The organism is Buttiauxella sp. A111, from assembly GCF_014189855.1.
GTDB classification, from domain to species: Bacteria; Pseudomonadota; Gammaproteobacteria; order Enterobacterales; family Enterobacteriaceae; genus Buttiauxella; species Buttiauxella selenatireducens.
Window position 1 is genome coordinate 183,625 of the sequence record NZ_BJFN01000007.1, and the last position, 18,081, is coordinate 201,705.

Annotated in this window: 18 protein-coding genes; 10 read left to right on the top strand and 8 right to left on the bottom strand. The window is 49.1% G+C overall.

The window, feature by feature from the left end; translation table 11 throughout:
- The first annotated feature begins 12 nt into the window (after positions 1-12).
- The 6 genes from dnaE (at position 13) to BSPA111_RS19795 (ending at position 9,027) form a co-directional block, all read left to right on the top strand.
- Positions 13-3,495 (top strand): DNA polymerase III subunit alpha, encoded by a 3,483-nt coding sequence (gene dnaE / locus BSPA111_RS19770; protein WP_183272843.1) that lies wholly within the window; start codon positions 13-15, stop codon positions 3,493-3,495.
- A 12-nt stretch (positions 3,496-3,507) separates the two neighbouring features.
- The gene (accA, locus tag BSPA111_RS19775) at positions 3,508-4,467 is read left to right on the top strand and encodes an acetyl-CoA carboxylase carboxyl transferase subunit alpha (RefSeq protein WP_183272844.1); all 960 of its coding nucleotides are present in this window, start codon (positions 3,508-3,510) and stop codon (positions 4,465-4,467) included.
- Between the two features lie 275 nt (positions 4,468-4,742).
- Positions 4,743-6,884, top strand: coding sequence for a lysine decarboxylase LdcC (locus BSPA111_RS19780; protein WP_183272866.1), 2,142 nt, complete (start codon positions 4,743-4,745; stop codon positions 6,882-6,884).
- A 56-nt stretch (positions 6,885-6,940) separates the two neighbouring features.
- Positions 6,941-7,330: a VOC family protein gene (locus BSPA111_RS19785; protein ID WP_183272845.1), complete on the top strand. Its 390-nt coding sequence runs from the start codon at positions 6,941-6,943 to the stop codon at positions 7,328-7,330.
- A 78-nt stretch (positions 7,331-7,408) separates the two neighbouring features.
- Complete coding sequence (gene tilS / locus BSPA111_RS19790; RefSeq protein WP_183272846.1) at positions 7,409-8,719, top strand: tRNA lysidine(34) synthetase TilS; 1,311 nt, start codon at positions 7,409-7,411, stop codon at positions 8,717-8,719.
- The gene (locus BSPA111_RS19795; protein ID WP_183272847.1) at positions 8,716-9,027 is read left to right on the top strand and encodes a cytochrome c; all 312 of its coding nucleotides are present in this window, start codon (positions 8,716-8,718) and stop codon (positions 9,025-9,027) included. The genes tilS and BSPA111_RS19795 overlap by 4 nt, the downstream gene beginning before the upstream one ends.
- A gap of 51 nt (positions 9,028-9,078) precedes the next feature.
- Here BSPA111_RS19795 and rof read toward each other — a convergent pair whose 3' ends face one another.
- On the bottom strand, positions 9,079-9,339 hold the full coding sequence (gene rof / locus BSPA111_RS19800; protein WP_183272848.1) for a Rho-binding antiterminator: 261 nt from the start codon (positions 9,337-9,339) through the stop codon (positions 9,079-9,081).
- Entirely contained in the window at positions 9,326-9,526 is a 201-nt protein-coding gene (locus tag BSPA111_RS19805) for a YaeP family protein (protein WP_183272849.1), read from the bottom strand. The genes rof and BSPA111_RS19805 overlap by 14 nt, the downstream gene beginning before the upstream one ends.
- Before the next feature lie 204 nt (positions 9,527-9,730).
- Here BSPA111_RS19805 and BSPA111_RS19810 point away from each other — a divergent pair, with 204 nt between their 5' ends.
- The 3 genes from BSPA111_RS19810 to nlpE are packed head-to-tail and all read left to right on the top strand — an operon-like array spanning position 9,731 to position 11,426.
- On the top strand, positions 9,731-10,273 hold the full coding sequence (locus BSPA111_RS19810) for a YaeQ family protein (RefSeq protein ID WP_183272850.1): 543 nt from the start codon (positions 9,731-9,733) through the stop codon (positions 10,271-10,273).
- Complete coding sequence (gene arfB / locus BSPA111_RS19815; RefSeq protein WP_183272851.1) at positions 10,273-10,692, top strand: alternative ribosome rescue aminoacyl-tRNA hydrolase ArfB; 420 nt, start codon at positions 10,273-10,275, stop codon at positions 10,690-10,692. Before BSPA111_RS19810 ends, arfB begins: the two co-directional genes overlap by 1 nt.
- A gap of 38 nt (positions 10,693-10,730) precedes the next feature.
- Complete coding sequence (nlpE, locus tag BSPA111_RS19820) at positions 10,731-11,426, top strand: envelope stress response activation lipoprotein NlpE (protein WP_183272867.1); 696 nt, start codon at positions 10,731-10,733, stop codon at positions 11,424-11,426.
- A 63-nt stretch (positions 11,427-11,489) separates the two neighbouring features.
- Here nlpE and proS read toward each other — a convergent pair whose 3' ends face one another.
- The 6 genes from proS to metN all read right to left on the bottom strand — a co-directional run bounded on the left by proS (position 11,490) and on the right by metN (position 17,082).
- Positions 11,490-13,208, bottom strand: coding sequence for a proline--tRNA ligase (gene proS, locus BSPA111_RS19825; RefSeq protein ID WP_183272852.1), 1,719 nt, complete (start codon positions 13,206-13,208; stop codon positions 11,490-11,492).
- Between the two features lie 113 nt (positions 13,209-13,321).
- On the bottom strand, positions 13,322-14,029 hold the full coding sequence (gene tsaA / locus BSPA111_RS19830; protein ID WP_183272853.1) for a tRNA (N6-threonylcarbamoyladenosine(37)-N6)-methyltransferase TrmO: 708 nt from the start codon (positions 14,027-14,029) through the stop codon (positions 13,322-13,324).
- Positions 14,026-14,430, bottom strand: a complete 405-nt coding sequence (rcsF, locus tag BSPA111_RS19835) for an Rcs stress response system protein RcsF (RefSeq protein ID WP_183272854.1) — start codon at positions 14,428-14,430, stop codon at positions 14,026-14,028. Before rcsF ends, tsaA begins: the two co-directional genes overlap by 4 nt.
- Before the next feature lie 113 nt (positions 14,431-14,543).
- Positions 14,544-15,359, bottom strand: coding sequence for a methionine ABC transporter substrate-binding lipoprotein MetQ (gene metQ / locus BSPA111_RS19840; RefSeq protein WP_183272855.1), 816 nt, complete (start codon positions 15,357-15,359; stop codon positions 14,544-14,546).
- A gap of 45 nt (positions 15,360-15,404) precedes the next feature.
- Positions 15,405-16,058, bottom strand: a complete 654-nt coding sequence (locus BSPA111_RS19845; RefSeq protein WP_183272856.1) for a methionine ABC transporter permease MetI — start codon at positions 16,056-16,058, stop codon at positions 15,405-15,407.
- Positions 16,051-17,082, bottom strand: coding sequence for a methionine ABC transporter ATP-binding protein MetN (gene metN / locus BSPA111_RS19850; protein WP_183272857.1), 1,032 nt, complete (start codon positions 17,080-17,082; stop codon positions 16,051-16,053). The genes BSPA111_RS19845 and metN overlap by 8 nt, the downstream gene beginning before the upstream one ends.
- A 188-nt stretch (positions 17,083-17,270) precedes the next feature.
- Here metN and gmhB point away from each other — a divergent pair, with 188 nt between their 5' ends.
- Entirely contained in the window at positions 17,271-17,837 is a 567-nt protein-coding gene (gene gmhB, locus BSPA111_RS19855) for a D-glycero-beta-D-manno-heptose 1,7-bisphosphate 7-phosphatase (protein WP_183272858.1), read from the top strand.
- The last annotated feature ends 244 nt before the right edge of the window (positions 17,838-18,081 follow it).

An 18,081-nucleotide genomic window follows, 5' to 3' on the forward strand; every position in this document is an offset into this window, starting at 1 on the left:
ACGGAATGAGAAATGGCTGAACCACGTTTCGTACACCTTCGGGTGCACAGCGACTACTCTATGGTTGATGGCCTGGCAAAAACCGCTCCGCTGGTGAAGAAAGCCGCGGCGATGGGGATGCCAGCAATCGCAATCACTGATTTTACGAACCTTTGCGGGTTGGTGAAATTCTATGGTGCTGCCCATGGCGCAGGGCTCAAGCCGATCATCGGGGCTGATTTTAACGTAGCCAATGAGTTGTTAGGTGATGAGCTCAGCCATCTAACCGTTCTCGCCAGCGATAATGCCGGTTATCAAAACCTTACTCTGCTAATTTCAAAAGCCTACCAGCGTGGGTATGGCGCTGCGGGCCCGATTGTTGACCGAAGCTGGCTTGCCGAACTCAACGAAGGGCTGATCCTGCTCTCTGGTGGGCGCATGGGGGATATTGGCAAAAACTTGTTGCGTGGAAATACGGCACAGCTTGATCAGTGCCTGGAATTTTACCAGCAGTATTTTGCCGATCGCTTCTATCTGGAGCTGATTCGTACCGGTCGTCCCGATGAAGAAAGCTATTTGCATGCTGCAGTAGCTCTTGCTGATGAACGGGGTTTGCCGGTGGTGGCGACCAACGATGTCAGGTTTATCGAAACCACAGACTTTGATGCCCACGAAATCCGTGTCGCGATTCATGATGGCTTTACACTTGATGACCCGAAACGCCCACGCAACTACTCTTCGCAGCAATATTTGCGCACTGAAGAAGAGATGTGTGAGCTGTTTTCCGATATCCCGGAAGCGCTGGAAAACAGTGTAGAAATCGCCAAGCGTTGTAATGTCACGGTACGCCTCGGCGAGTACTTCCTGCCACAATTCCCAACCGGCGAAATGTCGACAGAAGATTTCCTGGTGATGAAATCCAGGGAAGGGCTAGAAGATCGTCTTGAATTCTTATTCAAGGATCCTGAAGAACGCGCAGCAAAAAGACCGCCTTATGACGAACGTCTGGAAATCGAACTTAAAGTTATCAACCAGATGGGGTTCCCTGGTTACTTCCTGATCGTAATGGAATTTATCCAATGGTCGAAAGATAACGGCGTGCCGGTTGGGCCGGGTCGTGGTTCTGGTGCGGGTTCACTGGTCGCTTACGCACTGAAAATTACCGATCTCGATCCTCTGGAGTTTGATCTGCTTTTCGAACGTTTCCTTAACCCGGAACGTGTTTCGATGCCTGACTTCGATATCGACTTCTGTATGGAAAAACGTGACCGGGTTATCGATCACGTGGCAGAAATGTACGGACGCGAAGCGGTATCACAGATCATCACCTTCGGTACAATGGCGGCAAAAGCGGTTATCCGCGATGTGGGTCGTGTACTGGGGCATCCTTACGGTTTTGTCGATCGTATTTCCAAGCTTATCCCGCCAGATCCAGGGATGACGCTTGCGAAAGCCTTCGAGGCCGAGCCGCAGCTTCCTGAAATTTATGAGGCTGACGAAGAAGTTAAAGCGCTGATCGACATGGCGCGCAAACTTGAAGGTGTGACGCGTAACGCCGGCAAACACGCCGGTGGTGTGGTCATTGCACCCACAAAAATTACCGATTTTGCACCACTTTATTGTGACGATCAGGGACAAAACCCGGTCACCCAGTTTGATAAAAACGATGTGGAATATGCAGGCCTGGTGAAGTTCGACTTCCTCGGTTTGCGTACACTGACGATCATCGACTGGGCGTTGAAGATGATTAACCCGCGTCGGGAAAAGCAGGGTTTAGAGCCGATTGATATCGCCGCTATTCCGCTCGACGACAAGAAAAGCTTCGACATGCTGCAACGCTCGGAAACCACTGCGGTCTTCCAGCTTGAATCCCGCGGCATGAAAGATCTGATTAAGCGTCTGCAACCGGACTGCTTCGAAGATATGATCGCGTTGGTAGCACTTTTCCGTCCAGGCCCGTTGCAATCAGGCATGGTAGATAACTTTATCGACCGTAAGCATGGGCGAGAAGCGATCTCTTATCCGGATATACAATGGCAGCATGAAAGCCTGAAACCTGTGCTGGAGCCGACTTACGGCATCATCCTGTACCAGGAACAGGTTATGCAGATTGCGCAGGTGCTGGCGGGTTATTCGCTAGGCGGCGCGGATATGTTGCGTCGTGCGATGGGTAAAAAGAACCCGGTCGAAATGGCGAAGCAACGTGGTGGTTTTGAAGATGGCGCGAAGTCTCGTGGCGTTGATGGCGAACTGGCCATTAAAATCTTTGACCTGGTAGAGAAATTTGCCGGTTATGGATTTAACAAATCTCACTCCGCAGCTTATGCGCTGGTTTCATACCAGACTCTGTGGTTAAAAGCGCACTATCCTGCAGAATTTATGGCCGCAGTAATGACTGCGGATATGGATAACACAGAGAAAATTGTTGGCCTTGTGGATGAATGCTGGCGCATGGGCCTGAAAATACTGCCACCGGATATTAACTCCGGGCTGTACCATTTCCACGTGAATGACGACGGAGAAATTGTGTATGGCATTGGCGCGATTAAAGGTGTTGGTGAAGGTCCAATCGAAGCGATAATTGAGGCGCGTAACGAAGGCGGATATTTCCGCGAATTGTTCGACCTCTGTGCGCGTGCTGACGTTAAAAAACTCAATAAACGCATCCTTGAAAAATTAGTGATGTCCGGGGCGTTTGACCGCCTTGGGCCACACCGGGCAGCACTTATGAATGCGCTGCCCGATGCGTTGAAAGCTGCTGATCAACACGCGAAAGCCGAGGCTATCGGCCAGGTGGATATGTTCGGTGTGCTGGCAGATGAGCCGGAGCAGGTCGAACAGTCCTATGCCAGCGTAATTCCGTGGCCTGAGCAAGTGGTACTGGACGGTGAACGTGAAACGTTGGGCTTGTATCTTACTGGCCACCCGATTACCCAGTACCTGAAAGAAATTGAGCGTTATGTCGGTGGCATGCGCCTGAAAGAGATGCACCCGACAGAACGTGGTAAAATGACCACGGCTGCGGGTCTGGTGATTGCTTCGCGGGTGATGGTTACCAAGCGCGGCAATCGCATTGGCATCTGTACTCTGGATGACCGTTCTGGTCGTCTGGAAGTGATGCTATTCACAGATGCGTTAGAAAAGTACCAACATCTGTTGGAAAAAGACCGTATCCTGATCGTCAGCGGACAGGTCAGCTTTGATGACTTCAGCGGTGGCCTTAAAATGACCGCTCGCGAAGTAATGGACATTGACGAGGCCCGCGAAAAGTATGCGCGTGGGCTTGCTATCTCGCTGACGGACAGGCAAATTGATGACCAGCTTTTGAACCGTCTCCGTCAGTCTCTGGAACCCCATCGTTCGGGGACCATTCCAGTACATCTCTACTATCAGAGAGCGGATGCACGAGCGCGTTTGCGTTTTGGCGCAGCATGGCGTGTATCCCCAAGCGATCGTTTGCTTAATGAGCTTCGCACGCTGATAGGCCCGGAGCAGGTGGAACTGGAGTTTGACTAATACAGGAATATTATGAGTCTGAATTTCCTCGATTTTGAACAGCCGATTGCAGAGCTGGAAGCGAAAATTGATTCCCTGACTGCAGTTAGCCGTCAGGACGAAAAGTTAGATATTAATCTCGACGAAGAAGTGCAGCGTCTACGTGAAAAAAGCGTAGAACTCACACGTAAAATTTTCGCCGATTTAGGAGCATGGCAGATTGCTCAACTGGCGCGTCATCCGCAGCGCCCGTATACGCTCGATTACCTGCGTCTGGCTTTCGATGAGTTTGATGAGCTGGCGGGTGACCGTGCGTATGCTGACGATAAAGCTATTGTTGGCGGGATTGCGCGTTTAGAGGGGCGTCCGGTGATGGTCATTGGCCATCAGAAAGGCCGTGAAACCAAAGAGAAGATTCGCCGTAACTTCGGTATGCCAGCACCAGAAGGCTATCGTAAAGCACTGCGTTTGATGGAAATGGCTGAGCGTTTCAATATGCCAATCATTACTTTCATCGACACCCCAGGGGCATATCCTGGCGTGGGTGCTGAAGAACGTGGCCAATCGGAAGCTATCGCTCGCAACTTACGCGAAATGTCTGGCCTGAAAGTGCCGGTCATTTGTACCGTAATTGGTGAAGGTGGTTCTGGTGGTGCGTTGGCGATTGGTGTGGGCGATAAAGTGAATATGCTGCAGTACAGCACCTATTCCGTTATCTCTCCGGAAGGCTGTGCGTCAATTCTGTGGAAAAGCGCTGATAAAGCACCTATTGCCGCAGAAGCGATGGGCATCATTGCTCCACGCCTGAAAGAACTGAAGCTTATCGATTCTGTGATCCCTGAACCACTGGGCGGTGCGCACCGTAATGTGGAAGCGATGGCTGCATCGCTGAAAGCACAACTGCTGGCTGATTTGGCTGATTTGGACGTGCTGAATACCGAAGAGCTGCTGGCTCGTCGTTATCATCGTCTGATGAGCTACGGCTACGCGTGATACCCGTGGCCCTTCAAGCTGCAGGGTTGTTGGCTGCTCTCATTCACCCGAATCACTTACTTTAGTAAGCTCATCGGGATTCATTCGATTGCCGCCTACCTGTATCTTGAAGATGCTTGGGTATAAATATATTGTCAAAGAAAGGTCAGAAGAAATTCTGGCCTTTTTTATTGCCTGAAATCGATACTTTAAGAAGCTTTACACCTCGACACTTGTCCTGAATGCAATTTCAATAAACTATGCTTACCTGAAGGTTTTTTGCCAGGAGGTGAGTGTTGAATATTATTGCAATCATGGGGACGCACGGCGTTTACTACAAAGACGAGCCAATCAAAGAGCTGCATCAAGCACTGGAAATACAAGGTTTCCGGCTCATCTACCCCACCAACAGCACCGACTTGCTGAAACTCATCGAACATAATCCACGCATTTGCGGCGTCATCTTTGACTGGGACGAGTACAGCCTGGATTTATGCAGTGAAATTAATGCGCTGAATGAATATTTACCACTGTACGCGTTTATCAATACGCACTCATCACTTGATGTCAGCATCAACGAGATGCGCATGGCACTGTGGTTTTTCGAATATGCGCTCAGTGTCGCCGACGATATCGCTTTGCGTATCCGCCAGTACACCAATGAATACCTGGATAACATCACTCCGCCGTTGACTAAAGCGTTATTCAACTATGTTAACGAAGGGAAATATACCTTCTGCACGCCAGGCCACATGGCGGGTACGGCCTACCAAAAAAGCCCGGTCGGCTGCCTGTTCTATGATTTCTTTGGGGCGAATACGCTTAAAGCGGATGTCTCAATTTCGGTCACTGAACTGGGTTCTCTGCTTGATCACACTGGGCCACATCTTGAAGCCGAGGAGTATATTGCGCGAACTTTTGGCGCGGAACAGAGCTACATGGTGACTAACGGTACATCGACATCGAATAAAATTGTCGGCATGTACGCAGCCCCCTCTGGCAGCACGGTTCTTATTGACCGTAACTGCCACAAATCGTTGACTCATTTGCTAATGATGAGCGACCTGGTGCCCATCTGGTTAAAGCCGACACGTAACGCATTGGGAATTTTAGGCGGCATTCCAAAGCGTGAATTTATGCGTGAGAGCATCGAAGAAAAAGTCGCTGCTACCGAAAATGCGCAGTGGCCAGTACATGCGGTAATCACTAACTCAACTTACGACGGTTTGCTATATAACACTGAATTCATTAAGCAAACGCTCGATGTTCCCTCAATACACTTTGATTCTGCCTGGGTGCCTTATACCAACTTCCATCCTATTTATCAGGGGAAAAGCGGCATGAGTGGCGATCGTGTGCCGGGGAAAGTGATTTACGAAACCCAATCGACACATAAATTATTGGCCGCTTTGTCCCAGGCCTCGCTTATTCATATCAAAGGCGATTACGACGAACAGACTTTCAATGAGTCTTACATGATGCATACGACCACTTCGCCAAGTTATCCGCTGGTGGCATCGATTGAAACCGCAGCGGCGATGCTGCGAGGGAATCCGGGTAAGCGGTTGATCAACCGTTCGGTCGAGCGTGCATTACATTTCCGCCGAGAGGTTCAACGCTTGCGCGAGGAGTCTGAGGATTGGTTCTTCGATATTTGGCAGCCGGAGTTCATTGATGAAGCGGCTTGCTGGCCAATTTCACCAGGTGAAGAAGACTGGCACGGATTCAAAGATGCTGATGCTGACCACATGTACCTCGATCCAATCAAAGTCACGATTCTGACGCCGGGAATGGATGAGCAGGGCACGATGGCCGAGGAGGGAATTCCGGCGGCATTGCTCGCGAAGTTCCTAGATGAGCGAGGCGTTGTTGTCGAAAAAACCGGACCGTACAACCTGTTATTTCTGTTCAGTATTGGCATAGACAAAACCAAAGCACTCAGTTTGCTGCGGGGTTTGACGGAGTTTAAACGCGCCTACGATCTCAATTTGCGCGTGAAAAACATGCTGCCAGACTTGTACGCAGAAGACCCTGATTTCTACCGCAACATGCGAATTCAAGATTTGGCGCAAGGTATCCATAAACTGATTAAACAGCATAATCTTTCGGACCTTATGCTGCGTGCTTTCGATGTGCTACCTGAAATGAAAATGACGCCGTACAAGGCTTATCAGCAGCAGGTCAAAGGTAACGTTGAAACGGTCGAAATTGAACAACTGTTGAATCGTGTTTCCGCCAACATGATTCTGCCTTACCCGCCGGGTGTGCCGGTGGTGATGCCGGGAGAGATGATTACCCATGAAAGCCGTGCCGTGCTCGATTTCTTATTGATGCTTTGCTCAGTCGGGGAGCATTATCCAGGGTTCGAAACGGATATTCATGGGGCGAAACTGGGTGACGATGGCATCTATCGTGTGCGAGTCCTAAAATCGTTGTAGTGTATTGATTTGCCGATGCATGATAGTTACCGTGCGGAAAAGACAAAGGAGCATTTATGCTGGGTTTAAAGCAAGTTCACCACATCGCTATCATTGCCTCGGACTACGCAATCAGTAAGCATTTTTATTGCGATATTCTGGGCTTCACGTTGCAAGCTGAAGCTTACCGCGAGGAACGGGACTCCTGGAAAGGTGATTTGGCGCTGAATGGGCAATATGTCATCGAGCTGTTCTCATTTCCTTTTCCACCTGCGCGTCCAAGCCGCCCAGAAGCCTGCGGATTGCGCCATCTGGCATTTAGCGTTGATAACATCGACAGCGCAATTGCTCATCTTGAGAATCATGGCGTGAAATGTGAACCGGTACGTATCGATCCCTTCACGGATAAGCGTTTTACTTTCTTTAGTGACCCTGACGGGCTGCCTCTGGAGCTGTATCAGCAGTAAGTCATCCAACAGTAACGCTTGCCTCATATGACGTAGCCCAGTAACGTGCTGGGCAAATCCTTATTTAAACTACTGACTATGCAACTTCGTCCTCTAATCACATTACTGCAGCCGCACCAAAAATTGCTGGTGGCGTTTAGTGGCGGGCTGGATTCCACGGTTTTGCTTCATCAGTTAGTCACGCTGCGTGACACCCTGGTTCCTGATTATAAAATTCGCGCGATGCACATTCATCACGGCTTAAGCCCTTTTGCCGAAGAATGGGTGGAGCATTGCCGGAAAGTGTGTGCGCAATGGAACGTGCCATTTGAAGTAAAACGAGTGCAGCTTGCCGAAGATGGGCTGGGAATTGAAGCTCACGCTCGAGCCGCACGTTATCAGGCACTGGCGGATGCATTAAAGCCTCAAGAAGTACTGCTTACAGCACAGCATCTTGACGACCAATGTGAAACGTTTTTGCTCGCCTTGAAGCGTGGGAGTGGCCCAGCAGGATTAGCCGCAATGCCTGAACGCTTGTCTTTTGGTGAGACTGAATTAATCCGTCCACTACTTGGGCAAACACGTAAACAACTGGAAGCATGGGCGGTTGAGCACCAGTTAACGTGGATAGAAGACGAAAGTAATCAAGACGACAGCTATGATCGTAATTTCCTACGGTTGCGAGTACTCCCTGAAATACAACAACGCTGGCCCCATTTCCCGCAAAGTGTGGCGCGTAGTGCTGAGTTATGTGGCGAACAAGAGCAACTCCTTGATGAGTTGCTGTTTGAACAACTGAATAGTCTGATTCAGCCTGACGGGTCGTTATTAATTGAGCCTATGCAGGCGCTAAGCGATATTCGTCGCGCAGCGCTACTGCGCCGTTGGTTTTCCCGGCAGAAAGCGGTAATGCCCTCCAGGGCCGCGCTCGTACGCGTATGGGATGAAGTGGCAACCAGCCGTGAAGATGCTAATCCGCGCTTGAAGTTTGGCGGCTATGAAGTCCGTCGTTTTCAGAAGGCATTGTATTGGCTGCCGATCAGCAACGGTCTGGCAGATGAAGTGGTTTGCTGGGCAGCACCATTCGAGCCATTAGCTTTGCCTGACGGTTTGGGAACTATCCAACGTGCGGCAATAGGGCAAGAAATCCGCGCCCCTCTGGAGAACGAACCGGTGACGGTACGTTTTAAAGCCTCAGGCCAGTTCCACATTGTTGGGCGCGATCGTGGGCGAAGCTTGAAAAAGATCTGGCAAGAATTAGGGATTCCGCCCTGGCAGCGGGAAAGAACTCCGCTGTTATATTATGGCGAACAATTGATAGCCGCACTGGGCGTGTTTATTACCCAGGATGGAAAAGCGACGGAACAATCATGCTGGCGTATCGACTGGCAAAAGGGAAATAAACAATGAAGAGAGTGATTATTTTTGCTGGCGCACTGTTATGTGCTCAGCCTGTTCTGGCAAAAGGTGATGCAGCCGCCGGTGAGCAGAAAGCAATGATGTGCGTGGCGTGCCATGGAGCGACAGGGAAAGTCTCTGTACCGATGTACCCAAATCTTGCGGGTCAAAACCAGGCGTATCTTGAGCACTCATTGCAAGCGTATAAAAAGGGCGAACGTAGTGGCGGGCAAGCTGAAGTGATGAAAGCTTATGTTAGCGGTTTGTCTGATGAGGATATTAGCAATCTGGCGGCCTACTACGCTTCAATGAAACCGTAGTAAAAAAAACGGGCAGCCTCAGGCTGCCCGCGCATGCGGATACTTTGCGTATCAGGACTCGCTGACGACGACAGTCCCAATTTCAGGATGGCTGAAACTGGTTATTTTATCGAGGCGAACTTCGCGAGTGGCACCGGCATCATCGACAATCAAATATTCGACGTTTTTACGAGACACCAGGTCACTGGCTTTCGCCTTGAAAACTTCTCCGCTCTTTAACTCCAGCGTCAATAATAAGTGATGCTGGCAGGCGAGCTCGAGATTGTCATAATCATCACAATTGATGGGTTGATAGGCATCATTCATTGACATAATCGCTCACCAGTAAGTTCGCGGCAGCATACGCCGCCTGTTCCCTAATAGATTCTGGTTGTGCTTCATCGGAAGCCACTTCGTTCAGCACCTTCAAGACGCAACCCAGTGCATCCGGAATGTAACCCAAATCTCCGCTGGCTATTTCCGCATAGCGCTTTCGTACTAATTCACAATACTTTTCCACACGCCCTCCTTTCAGAGTCCCGACCTCAGACTTAATCGTGGGATGCCAGTTAAGCCTACGAAGATAAACTCTGTTTAGCAAGGTGACTATACCACAGGCATGAAACCGATATCAGCAGCGTAACTCTCTACTATCGTGAATACATAACAGCGTTTTAGCGACGTTTTCGTTACAATGACTGCCTAATTAGTGTGGAGAAGTGTGATGGCGTTAAAAGCGACAATCTATAAAGCGATGGTGAATGTTGCCGATCTCGATCGAAATCAGTTCCTGGATAGCAACCTGACGCTTGCGCGCCATCCCTCGGAAACTCAAGAACGCATGATGTTGCGTTTGCTGGCGTGGATTAAATATGCCAATGAGCGGCTGCAATTTACCCGTGGATTAAGTGCTGAAGATGAGCCGGAAATCTGGCTGCGCAACGATCATCTGGGCATCGACTTGTGGATTGAACTCGGTCTGCCAGATGAAAAACGCCTGAAAAAAGCGTGCAGCCAATCTGGTGAAGTGGCGCTGTTTACCTATAACAGCCGTGCCGCTGAAATCTGGTGGCAGCAACATCAAAATAAACTCAAGCAGTATCAGAATTTGTCTATCTGGTATCTCGATGATGAGCAGTTGGCGAAACTGTGTGAGTTCGGTACGCGTTCTATGAATTTGCAGGCCACTATTCAGGATGGCGCGATTTGGCTGTCAGACGCTGAGAATAATCTCGAAATTCACTTCACGGCCTGGCAACATCATTAATGATTGTCGTCTCCAGGGCGGTAGCAATACCGGACAGTGAAGTCACAGTTACGGCTATTCGCGCGCAAGGGGCGGGTGGTCAACATGTGAATAAAACCTCAACGGCAATCCACCTGCGTTTTGACATTCGTGCATCGAGCCTGCCAGAGTACTATAAAGAACGCTTGTTGGCGGCTAGCCACCACCTGATTACACCTGATGGTGTCGTGGTGATAAAGGCGCAAGAGTATCGTAGCCAGGAAATGAATCGTGAAGCGGCGGTGGCAAGACTCGTTTCCTTGATTCAGGAATTAACCGTTGAGCAAAAAAGTCGCCGGGCGACTCGTCCAACGCGTGCGTCAAAAGAGCGTCGTCTGGCATCGAAATCACAAAAATCTACGACCAAGTCTCTACGAGGAAAAGTCCGTCGTCCTGAATGACGAATGGCAAAGAAATTGACCAGCAGAAGGAAGATATGGTGAAAAAGATTCTATTGTCAGCTGTTGCTGTGTGCAGTTTGTTCGCGCTTTTTGGCTGTAATAATCGAGCCGAAGTTCAAGCGTTACAATCGACACAAGTTGCAGAACTGCAACCCATGCAACAAAGCTACCGTGGCGTTTTACCTTGCGCAGATTGCTCAGGAATTGAAACCTCGCTGTTTTTGGAAAAAGATGGCACTTGGGTAATGAATCAACGCTATCAGGGGGCGAAAGAACCGGCAGTGTTCGCTTCTTATGGTAGCTGGGCACGCACGGCTGATAAGTTAGTATTAACTGAGTCAGACGGTGAAAAAATCTATTTCCGCCCTAAAGGTCATAATCTGGAAATGTTGGATCGGGCAGGTAATCCAATTGAATCAAAGCTCAATTATACATTGCAGCCGATGAAAGAAGCGTTGCCCGCGACACCCATGACAATGAAAGGCATGTACAAATACATGGCTGATGCGGCGATTTTCCAGGACTGTGCGACAGGGAAAACTTTCGACGTTGCCAGCAATGCAGAACTTGAGCGAGGGTATGCAGCCGCACGTGGTGAGGATTTCCAGCCAGTGTTGCTGGTGGTTGAAGCTCACTTTACCTTACAGGCTTCTCCCGATAGCGGTGAGTTGAGAAAAACAGTTGTTGCAGATAGGGCTGCTAAGTTCGAGCCGAAGAAAACCTGCCGCGATTAATCAGATGCATAAAAAAAGCCCCGCTAAGAAGTTAGCGGGGCTTTTTACTGAGTACGAGGGTTCTTAGCGTTTAATCTGCGCCAGCAAGAAATCAATGATTTCGCTGGTTTTGATCATTTGCTTCTCGCCTTCACGACGGTTTTTGTATTCGACTTCTTCGCTATCAAGATTACGATCGCCGATAACGACAGTGTGTGGAATACCAATAAGTTCCATATCAGCAAACATCACGCCTGGACGCTCTTTACGGTCATCCATCAATACGTCGATGCCTTTGGCGCGCAGAGTCGAATACAACTCTTCAGCCAACTCTTTCACGCGGAAAGATTTGTGCATGTTCATTGGCAGGATAGCGACCTGGAACGGTGCAATCGCATCAGGCCACAGAATCCCACGGTCGTCATAGTTCTGCTCAATGGCTGCCGCTACCACACGAGTGACACCGATACCGTAGCAACCCATAGTCAGAGTCTGATTACGGCCATCTTCACCTTGAACAGATGCTTTCATCGCTTCAGAGTATTTCGTGCCGAGCTGGAAGATGTGACCCACTTCGATGCCGCGTTTAATCAGCAAAGTACCTTTGCCATCAGGGCTTGGATCGCCTTCAACGACATTACGGATGTCGGCAACTTCTGGCAGCGCCACATCACGCTCCCAGTTAATACCCACGAAGTGTTTACCGTCGATATTAGCTCCGGCTGCGAAATCGCTCATCGCCGCCACAGTACGGTCAATTACCACTGGGATTGGTAGGTTAATTGGGCCAAGTGAACCTGGACCTGCTTTAACGATTGCACGAATCTCTTCTTCAGTAGCAAAAGTCAGCGGGCTGGCAACCTGCGGCAGTTTTTCTGCCTTAACTTCATTCAGCTCGTGATCGCCACGAACCAGCAGAGCAACAAGAGGGTAAGCACTCCCTTCGGTTGCCTTAACCATCAATGTCTTAACGGTTTTTTCAACGGACAGGTTGAACTGCTCAACCAACTCAGCGATGGTTTTTGCATTCGGGGTATCAATCTGCGTCATTTCAACAGTCGGTGCTGCACGACCACCTGCTGGCGCAACCGCTTCAGCAAATTCGATGTTAGCGGCGTAATCAGACTCAGTTGAGAAGATGACATCATCTTCTCCGCTTTGTGCCAGAACCTGGAATTCATGAGATGCGCTGCCGCCGATGGAGCCGGTATCTGCTTCTACCGCGCGGAAATCCAGACCCATACGGGTGAAGATTTTGCTGTAGGCCTGATACATCGCATCGTAAGTTTCCTGCAAAGATTCCTGAGAAGTATGGAAAGAGTAAGCATCTTTCATCAGGAATTCACGGGAACGCATCACGCCGAAACGTGGGCGCACTTCGTCACGGAACTTAGTCTGGATCTGGAAGAAGTTCAGCGGCAGTTGCTTGTAAGAGCTCAGCTCGTTACGAATCAGGTCAGTGATGACTTCTTCATGAGTTGGGCCGAGTACAAATGGGCGATCGCCGCGATCAACAAAACGCAGCAGCTCTGGGCCATATTGCTCCCAACGGCCGCTTTCCTGCCATAACTCTGCGGGCTGTACAACCGGCATACTCACCTCGATGGCACCGGCGTTATTCATTTCTTCACGCACGATGTTTTCGACTTTTTTCAGAACACGCAAACCGGTCGGCAACCAGGCATATAAACCGGAGGCGAGTTTGCGGATCATCCCGGCACGCAGCATCAGTTGATGACTGATGACTTCGGCGTCGGCTGGTGTCTCCTTTAATGTGGAGAGCAGATATTGGCTAGTACGCATGTTGTTACGGTTCCATTTGAACGGCAGATAACTGGCTACCTAAGTAGCCTGATGCAAAATAAGTGAATTAGTTTACCAGTGTGGCAGAGATGTCAAAAGAGAAGGGTGATAAATTAACGAGCTTCGAGAGCAAACACTTCTGAACCTTGATCGGTTACACGCCAGCGAACGTTAAAATCCAACAATAAAACAGCGTAGGTTTTACCGACTTCCTCACCTTTACGGTATGCAGGACGAGGGTCCTGAGCCAGTACCTGACTGATAAAACGTTCAATGTGGGGATAGCGCTTATCAAGCTGTAATAGTTGTTGCTGCACTTCTGCCGTGAAGTAAACAGGCATATCGGCTGCAGGGGCGTTTTGCGCGTACCCGGCAAGAGCCTGTGGTACGGCTTCGGCAAACGGCAAATAGGGTTTGATATCAACGATTGGCGTACCGTCGACCAAATCCAGACTACCAAGCTGCAAAATGACCTGATCTTTTTGGCAGCGAATCCCATTCAGTTCAACTAATGACATCCCGATGGGATTGGGTCGGAATGTCGAGCGCGTAGCGAAAACCCCCACCCGTGCATTGCCACCCAGACGAGGAGGACGCACCGTGGGCCGCCAACCGCCCTCCATCGTTTGATGAAAAACAAATAGCAGCCATAAATGACTAAAACCTTCGAGGCCACGAACCGCATCGGCCACGTTATACGGTGGCAGAAAATGCAACTCGCCACCGCCATCAGCGACCAAACCAGGTTGGCGAGGAACGGCAAACTTCTCTTTATAAGGGGAGTGAATTACGCCGATTTGCTCGAAATGAAAAGCTGTCATTTTGCGGAAACATTCAATGCCGAACCGACACAAACGGCCTGACGGTAGCAACCTGGTGTGCCGCTCGTAACATCACAGCTATGCAATAGCACCGCGTTTGCTTTCATCTTTGATGCATTGATTTGCAGGCGTTTACGGGCCGTTGGGATATTAGGTGGAGAATCCTGATTGCTCACCTGGCATGATTCGCCGCTTACTTCACCGAGATCGCGGAAAGGTTTACCCACTAACTCTTCAGCATTGGTATAGATTTTTACCGGTGCAGGACGCACTGCTTTTGGTTTAGCAGGTTCGGTTTTCTGCGGTGTTACGGTGCTTTGAACAGGTTCAACAGGGGATCTGTCTAGCATGGTACAGCCGCTCAGCATGACGGCTAATAAACAGATCGGTAAAGCACGCATAATTTTTCCTCAATGAATGATAAAACGCGATTATTGAATCAAGCTATTGCACAAATAACAAGACGGGCATTAGCCCGTCTTAGATTATTTACGCAAAATAGAAGAATGGAAACTTACCAGCCTTTTACTGCGCCGCCGTTAAAGACTTTGTTTGCAGCTTCGTAAACTTCGTCAGATTGGTAAGCCTGAACGAATTTCTTCACGTTTTCTGCGTCTTTGTTATCTTCGCGGGAAACGATCAGGTTCACGTATGGAGAATCTTTATCTTCAACGAAGATACCGTCCTTCGCAGGTGTCAGGCCAATCTGGCTTGCGTAAGTGGTGTTGATAATAGCCAGAGCAATCTGAGCATCGTCCAGAGAACGTGGTAACTGAGGTGCTTCCAGTTCAACCAGTTTCAGATTTTTAGGATTCTCAGTAACGTCCAGCACGGTTGGCAGCAGACCAACGCCATCTTTCAATTTAATCAAACCTTGTTTTTGCAGCAGCAGCAATGAACGGCCAAGGTTAGTTGGGTCGTTTGGCAGAGCGATCTGCGCGCCAGCTTGCAGTTCATCTACTGATTTGATTTTTTTGGAGTAGCCAGCAATTGGGTAAACGAAAGTATTACCTACAGATACCAGCTTGTAGCCACGATCTTTGATCTGCTGATCCAGGTATGGTTTGTGCTGGAAGGCGTTAGCATCGATATCGCCTTTGCTCAGCGCTTCGTTAGGTAGAACATAGTCGTTAAAGGTAACCAGCTCAACATCCAGGCCGTATTTCTCTTTTGCAACTTTCTGCGCAACTTCGGCAACCTGCTGCTCAGCACCAACAATGACGCCAACTTTAATATGGTTTGGATCTTTTTCGTCCTGACCACAACCCACGAGTGCCAGAGAACCAATCAGAGCACCAACTGCCGCAAAGGTTTTAAATTTAAAAGACATATCCTTTCCTTACTATGTGTAAAAAACGATGTTGTGTTGAACGTATTATTTGTGAGTCACAGCCCGGACGATACGATCGCCAGAGAATTGAATTAAATACACTAATACTACCAATAACACTAATACCGTATTCATCACGGTAGCGTTATAACCGATATAACCATACTGATAACCAATCTGACCTAAGCCACCGGCACCAACAGCACCACCCATCGCGGAATAGCCAACGAGTGTAATCAGCGTAATGGTTGCAGCATTCACCAGACCTGGCAGCGCTTCTGGCAGCAGAACTTTGCGGATGATCTGCATCGGAGTCGCGCCCATTGCGCGTGAGGCTTCAATCAGGCCTGATGGAATTTCCAGCAGAGCATTTTCTACCATACGTGCGATGAATGGTGCAGCACCGACCGTTAACGGGACGATAGCGGCTTGCAAACCAATTGAGGTTCCGACAATGGTACGGGTAAATGGAATCATCCATACCAGTAATATAATGAATGGAATCGAGCGGAAGATATTCACTAATGCTGACAGGCTGTTATAAAGCTTGCTGTTCGCACTGATTTGCCCTGGACGCGTAATATAGAGGAGGACGCCAACAGGCAGGCCGAGAACGAAGCCAAAGAAGCCAGACACAAAAGTCATTGCCAGCGTTTCATACACTCCTTTAAGGAGTAACCACATCATTGGCTCAGACATAACCCAGCACCTCTACTTTTACATGTTGCTGCTGCAGGTAAGCGATAGCAGCGTCCATATCCTGATGTTCTCCATGCAATTCGCACAGCATAATCCCGAATTTTACTCCACCGGCGTAATCCATCTGCGCACTGATAATATTGCTGTTCACATTAAAACGGCGGGCGGTTTCGGAAAGTAACGGCGCATCAACCGATTGCCCGGTAAATTCCAGACGCAGCAGCGGGAAGGTTTCGCCGCTCTTCTGCGTGCTTAAGCGTTGTGCGTAGTCTTCAGGAATATCCAGATGCAAGGTGGATTGAATAAACTGTTGTGCAAGTGGTGTCTTAGGATGGGAGAACACTTCGCTTACGGTATCTTGTTCTATCAATTCACCATCACTGATGACCGCGACGCAATCACAGATACGTTTTACGACATCCATTTCGTGGGTAATTAACAGAATTGTCAGACCAAGCCGACGGTTAATATCTTTCAATAACTCGAGAATCGAACGCGTAGTTGCCGGATCAAGAGCGCTGGTGGCCTCATCGCACAACAGAACTTTAGGGTTGCTTGCCAGCGCACGAGCAATCGCAACGCGTTGCTTTTGTCCGCCGGACAGATTGGCGGGGTAAGCATCGTGCTTTTCGCTCAGCCCGACTAAATCGAGTAATTCGGAAACGCGACGCTTAATTTCTTCGCGTGGCGTATTGTCCAGCTCTAACGGTAATGCGACGTTGCCGTAAACGGTACGGGAAGAGAGCAGGTTAAAGTGCTGGAAAATCATACCAATCTGACGACGTGCTTTAGTGAGCTGGCTTTCAGACAGAGTCGTCAATTCCTGGCCATCGACCAGAACAGAACCTTGTGTTGGGCGCTCAAGCAGATTCACGCAGCGAATCAACGTGCTTTTCCCTGCACCTGATGCGCCAATCACGCCATAAATTTGCCCAGCAGGAACATGCAAGCTGACGTTATTCAACGCCTGTATGCTGCGGTTACCTTGCTGGAACACTTTGGTGATATTTGAAAGTTTAATCATTAGGTTATTTATTATCGTATGAGTGTAAGCCGTGGCATATTCTGCTGCCGATAACGGGCGATGACCGCCATCGGTATGGATGTTAAGGCATCCAGACGTCTAAATCAATCGAGGATTGATTGTCTGTTCTCGCCCAAATAGTAATTCATGCGATACTACACCAAATCCCCAGTATCAGGAGTTTCCAAGTGGCACAGTCTATCCCCGCTATTTTTCTCGATCGTGATGGCACCATTAATGTTGATCATGGTTATGTTCATGAAGTTGACCAGTTCGAGTTCATTGATGGTGTGATTGACGCAATGCGCGAGTTAAAAGCAATGGGCTATGCGTTAGTTCTCGTCACCAACCAATCGGGTATTGCCCGTGGCATGTTTACTGAAGCTGATTTTGAAAATCTGACTGAGTGGATGGATTGGTCTTTGGCTGACCGTGGCGTTGACCTTGATGGTATCTACTATTGCCCGCATCACCCTGAAGCAATAGTAGAAGAGTTTCGCCAAACCTGTGATTGTCGTAAACCGCAACCGGGCATGCTGCTCTCAGCACAAGAGTTTCTTCATATAGATATGGCTTCTTCTTATATGGTGGGTGACAAATTAGAAGACATGCAGGCAGCTTCAGCGGCACAGGTAGGAACAAAAGTACTGGTACGCAGCGGCAAACAGGTCACTGAACAAAGCGAAGCGGCGGCGGATTTTGTCATCAATAGCCTCGCAGAGCTGCCAAAAGCGATAAAAGCGCGTCAAAAATAGACGTAACGCTCAAAAAATGAACGCTTAGTAATTATTTTGAAAATAGGGGTTGTCAGCTTCCAGAAAATCCCTATACTGCGCCTCCACTGACACGGCACAACGGCTTACAAACCGGCTCGTCAGTCAGATGAAAAGCGAAAATAAACGCTTGACTCTGAAAGAGGAAAGCGTAATATACGCCACCTCGAGTTAGCAAGCGAAAGCGCGTAACTCACTGCTCTTTAACAATTTATCAGACAATCTG

Excerpts from the sequence above, each read along its gene's own strand:
- dnaE (WP_183272843.1), top strand. The coding sequence starts at position 13 with ATGGCTGAACCACGTTTCGTACACCTTCGGGTGCACAGCGACTACTCT.
- accA (WP_183272844.1), top strand. The coding sequence starts at position 3,508 with ATGAGTCTGAATTTCCTCGATTTTGAACAGCCGATTGCAGAGCTGGAA.
- BSPA111_RS19785 (WP_183272845.1), top strand. The coding sequence starts at position 6,941 with ATGCTGGGTTTAAAGCAAGTTCACCACATCGCTATCATTGCCTCGGAC.
- tilS (WP_183272846.1), top strand. The coding sequence starts at position 7,409 with ATGCAACTTCGTCCTCTAATCACATTACTGCAGCCGCACCAAAAATTG.
- BSPA111_RS19795 (WP_183272847.1), top strand. The coding sequence starts at position 8,716 with ATGAAGAGAGTGATTATTTTTGCTGGCGCACTGTTATGTGCTCAGCCT.
- rof (WP_183272848.1), bottom strand. The coding sequence starts at position 9,339 with ATGTCAATGAATGATGCCTATCAACCCATCAATTGTGATGATTATGAC.
- BSPA111_RS19810 (WP_183272850.1), top strand. The coding sequence starts at position 9,731 with ATGGCGTTAAAAGCGACAATCTATAAAGCGATGGTGAATGTTGCCGAT.
- arfB (WP_183272851.1), top strand. The coding sequence starts at position 10,273 with ATGATTGTCGTCTCCAGGGCGGTAGCAATACCGGACAGTGAAGTCACA.
- proS (WP_183272852.1), bottom strand. The coding sequence starts at position 13,208 with ATGCGTACTAGCCAATATCTGCTCTCCACATTAAAGGAGACACCAGCC.
- tsaA (WP_183272853.1), bottom strand. The coding sequence starts at position 14,029 with ATGACAGCTTTTCATTTCGAGCAAATCGGCGTAATTCACTCCCCTTAT.
- rcsF (WP_183272854.1), bottom strand. The coding sequence starts at position 14,430 with ATGCGTGCTTTACCGATCTGTTTATTAGCCGTCATGCTGAGCGGCTGT.
- metQ (WP_183272855.1), bottom strand. The coding sequence starts at position 15,359 with ATGTCTTTTAAATTTAAAACCTTTGCGGCAGTTGGTGCTCTGATTGGT.
- BSPA111_RS19845 (WP_183272856.1), bottom strand. The coding sequence starts at position 16,058 with ATGTCTGAGCCAATGATGTGGTTACTCCTTAAAGGAGTGTATGAAACG.
- metN (WP_183272857.1), bottom strand. The coding sequence starts at position 17,082 with ATGATTAAACTTTCAAATATCACCAAAGTGTTCCAGCAAGGTAACCGC.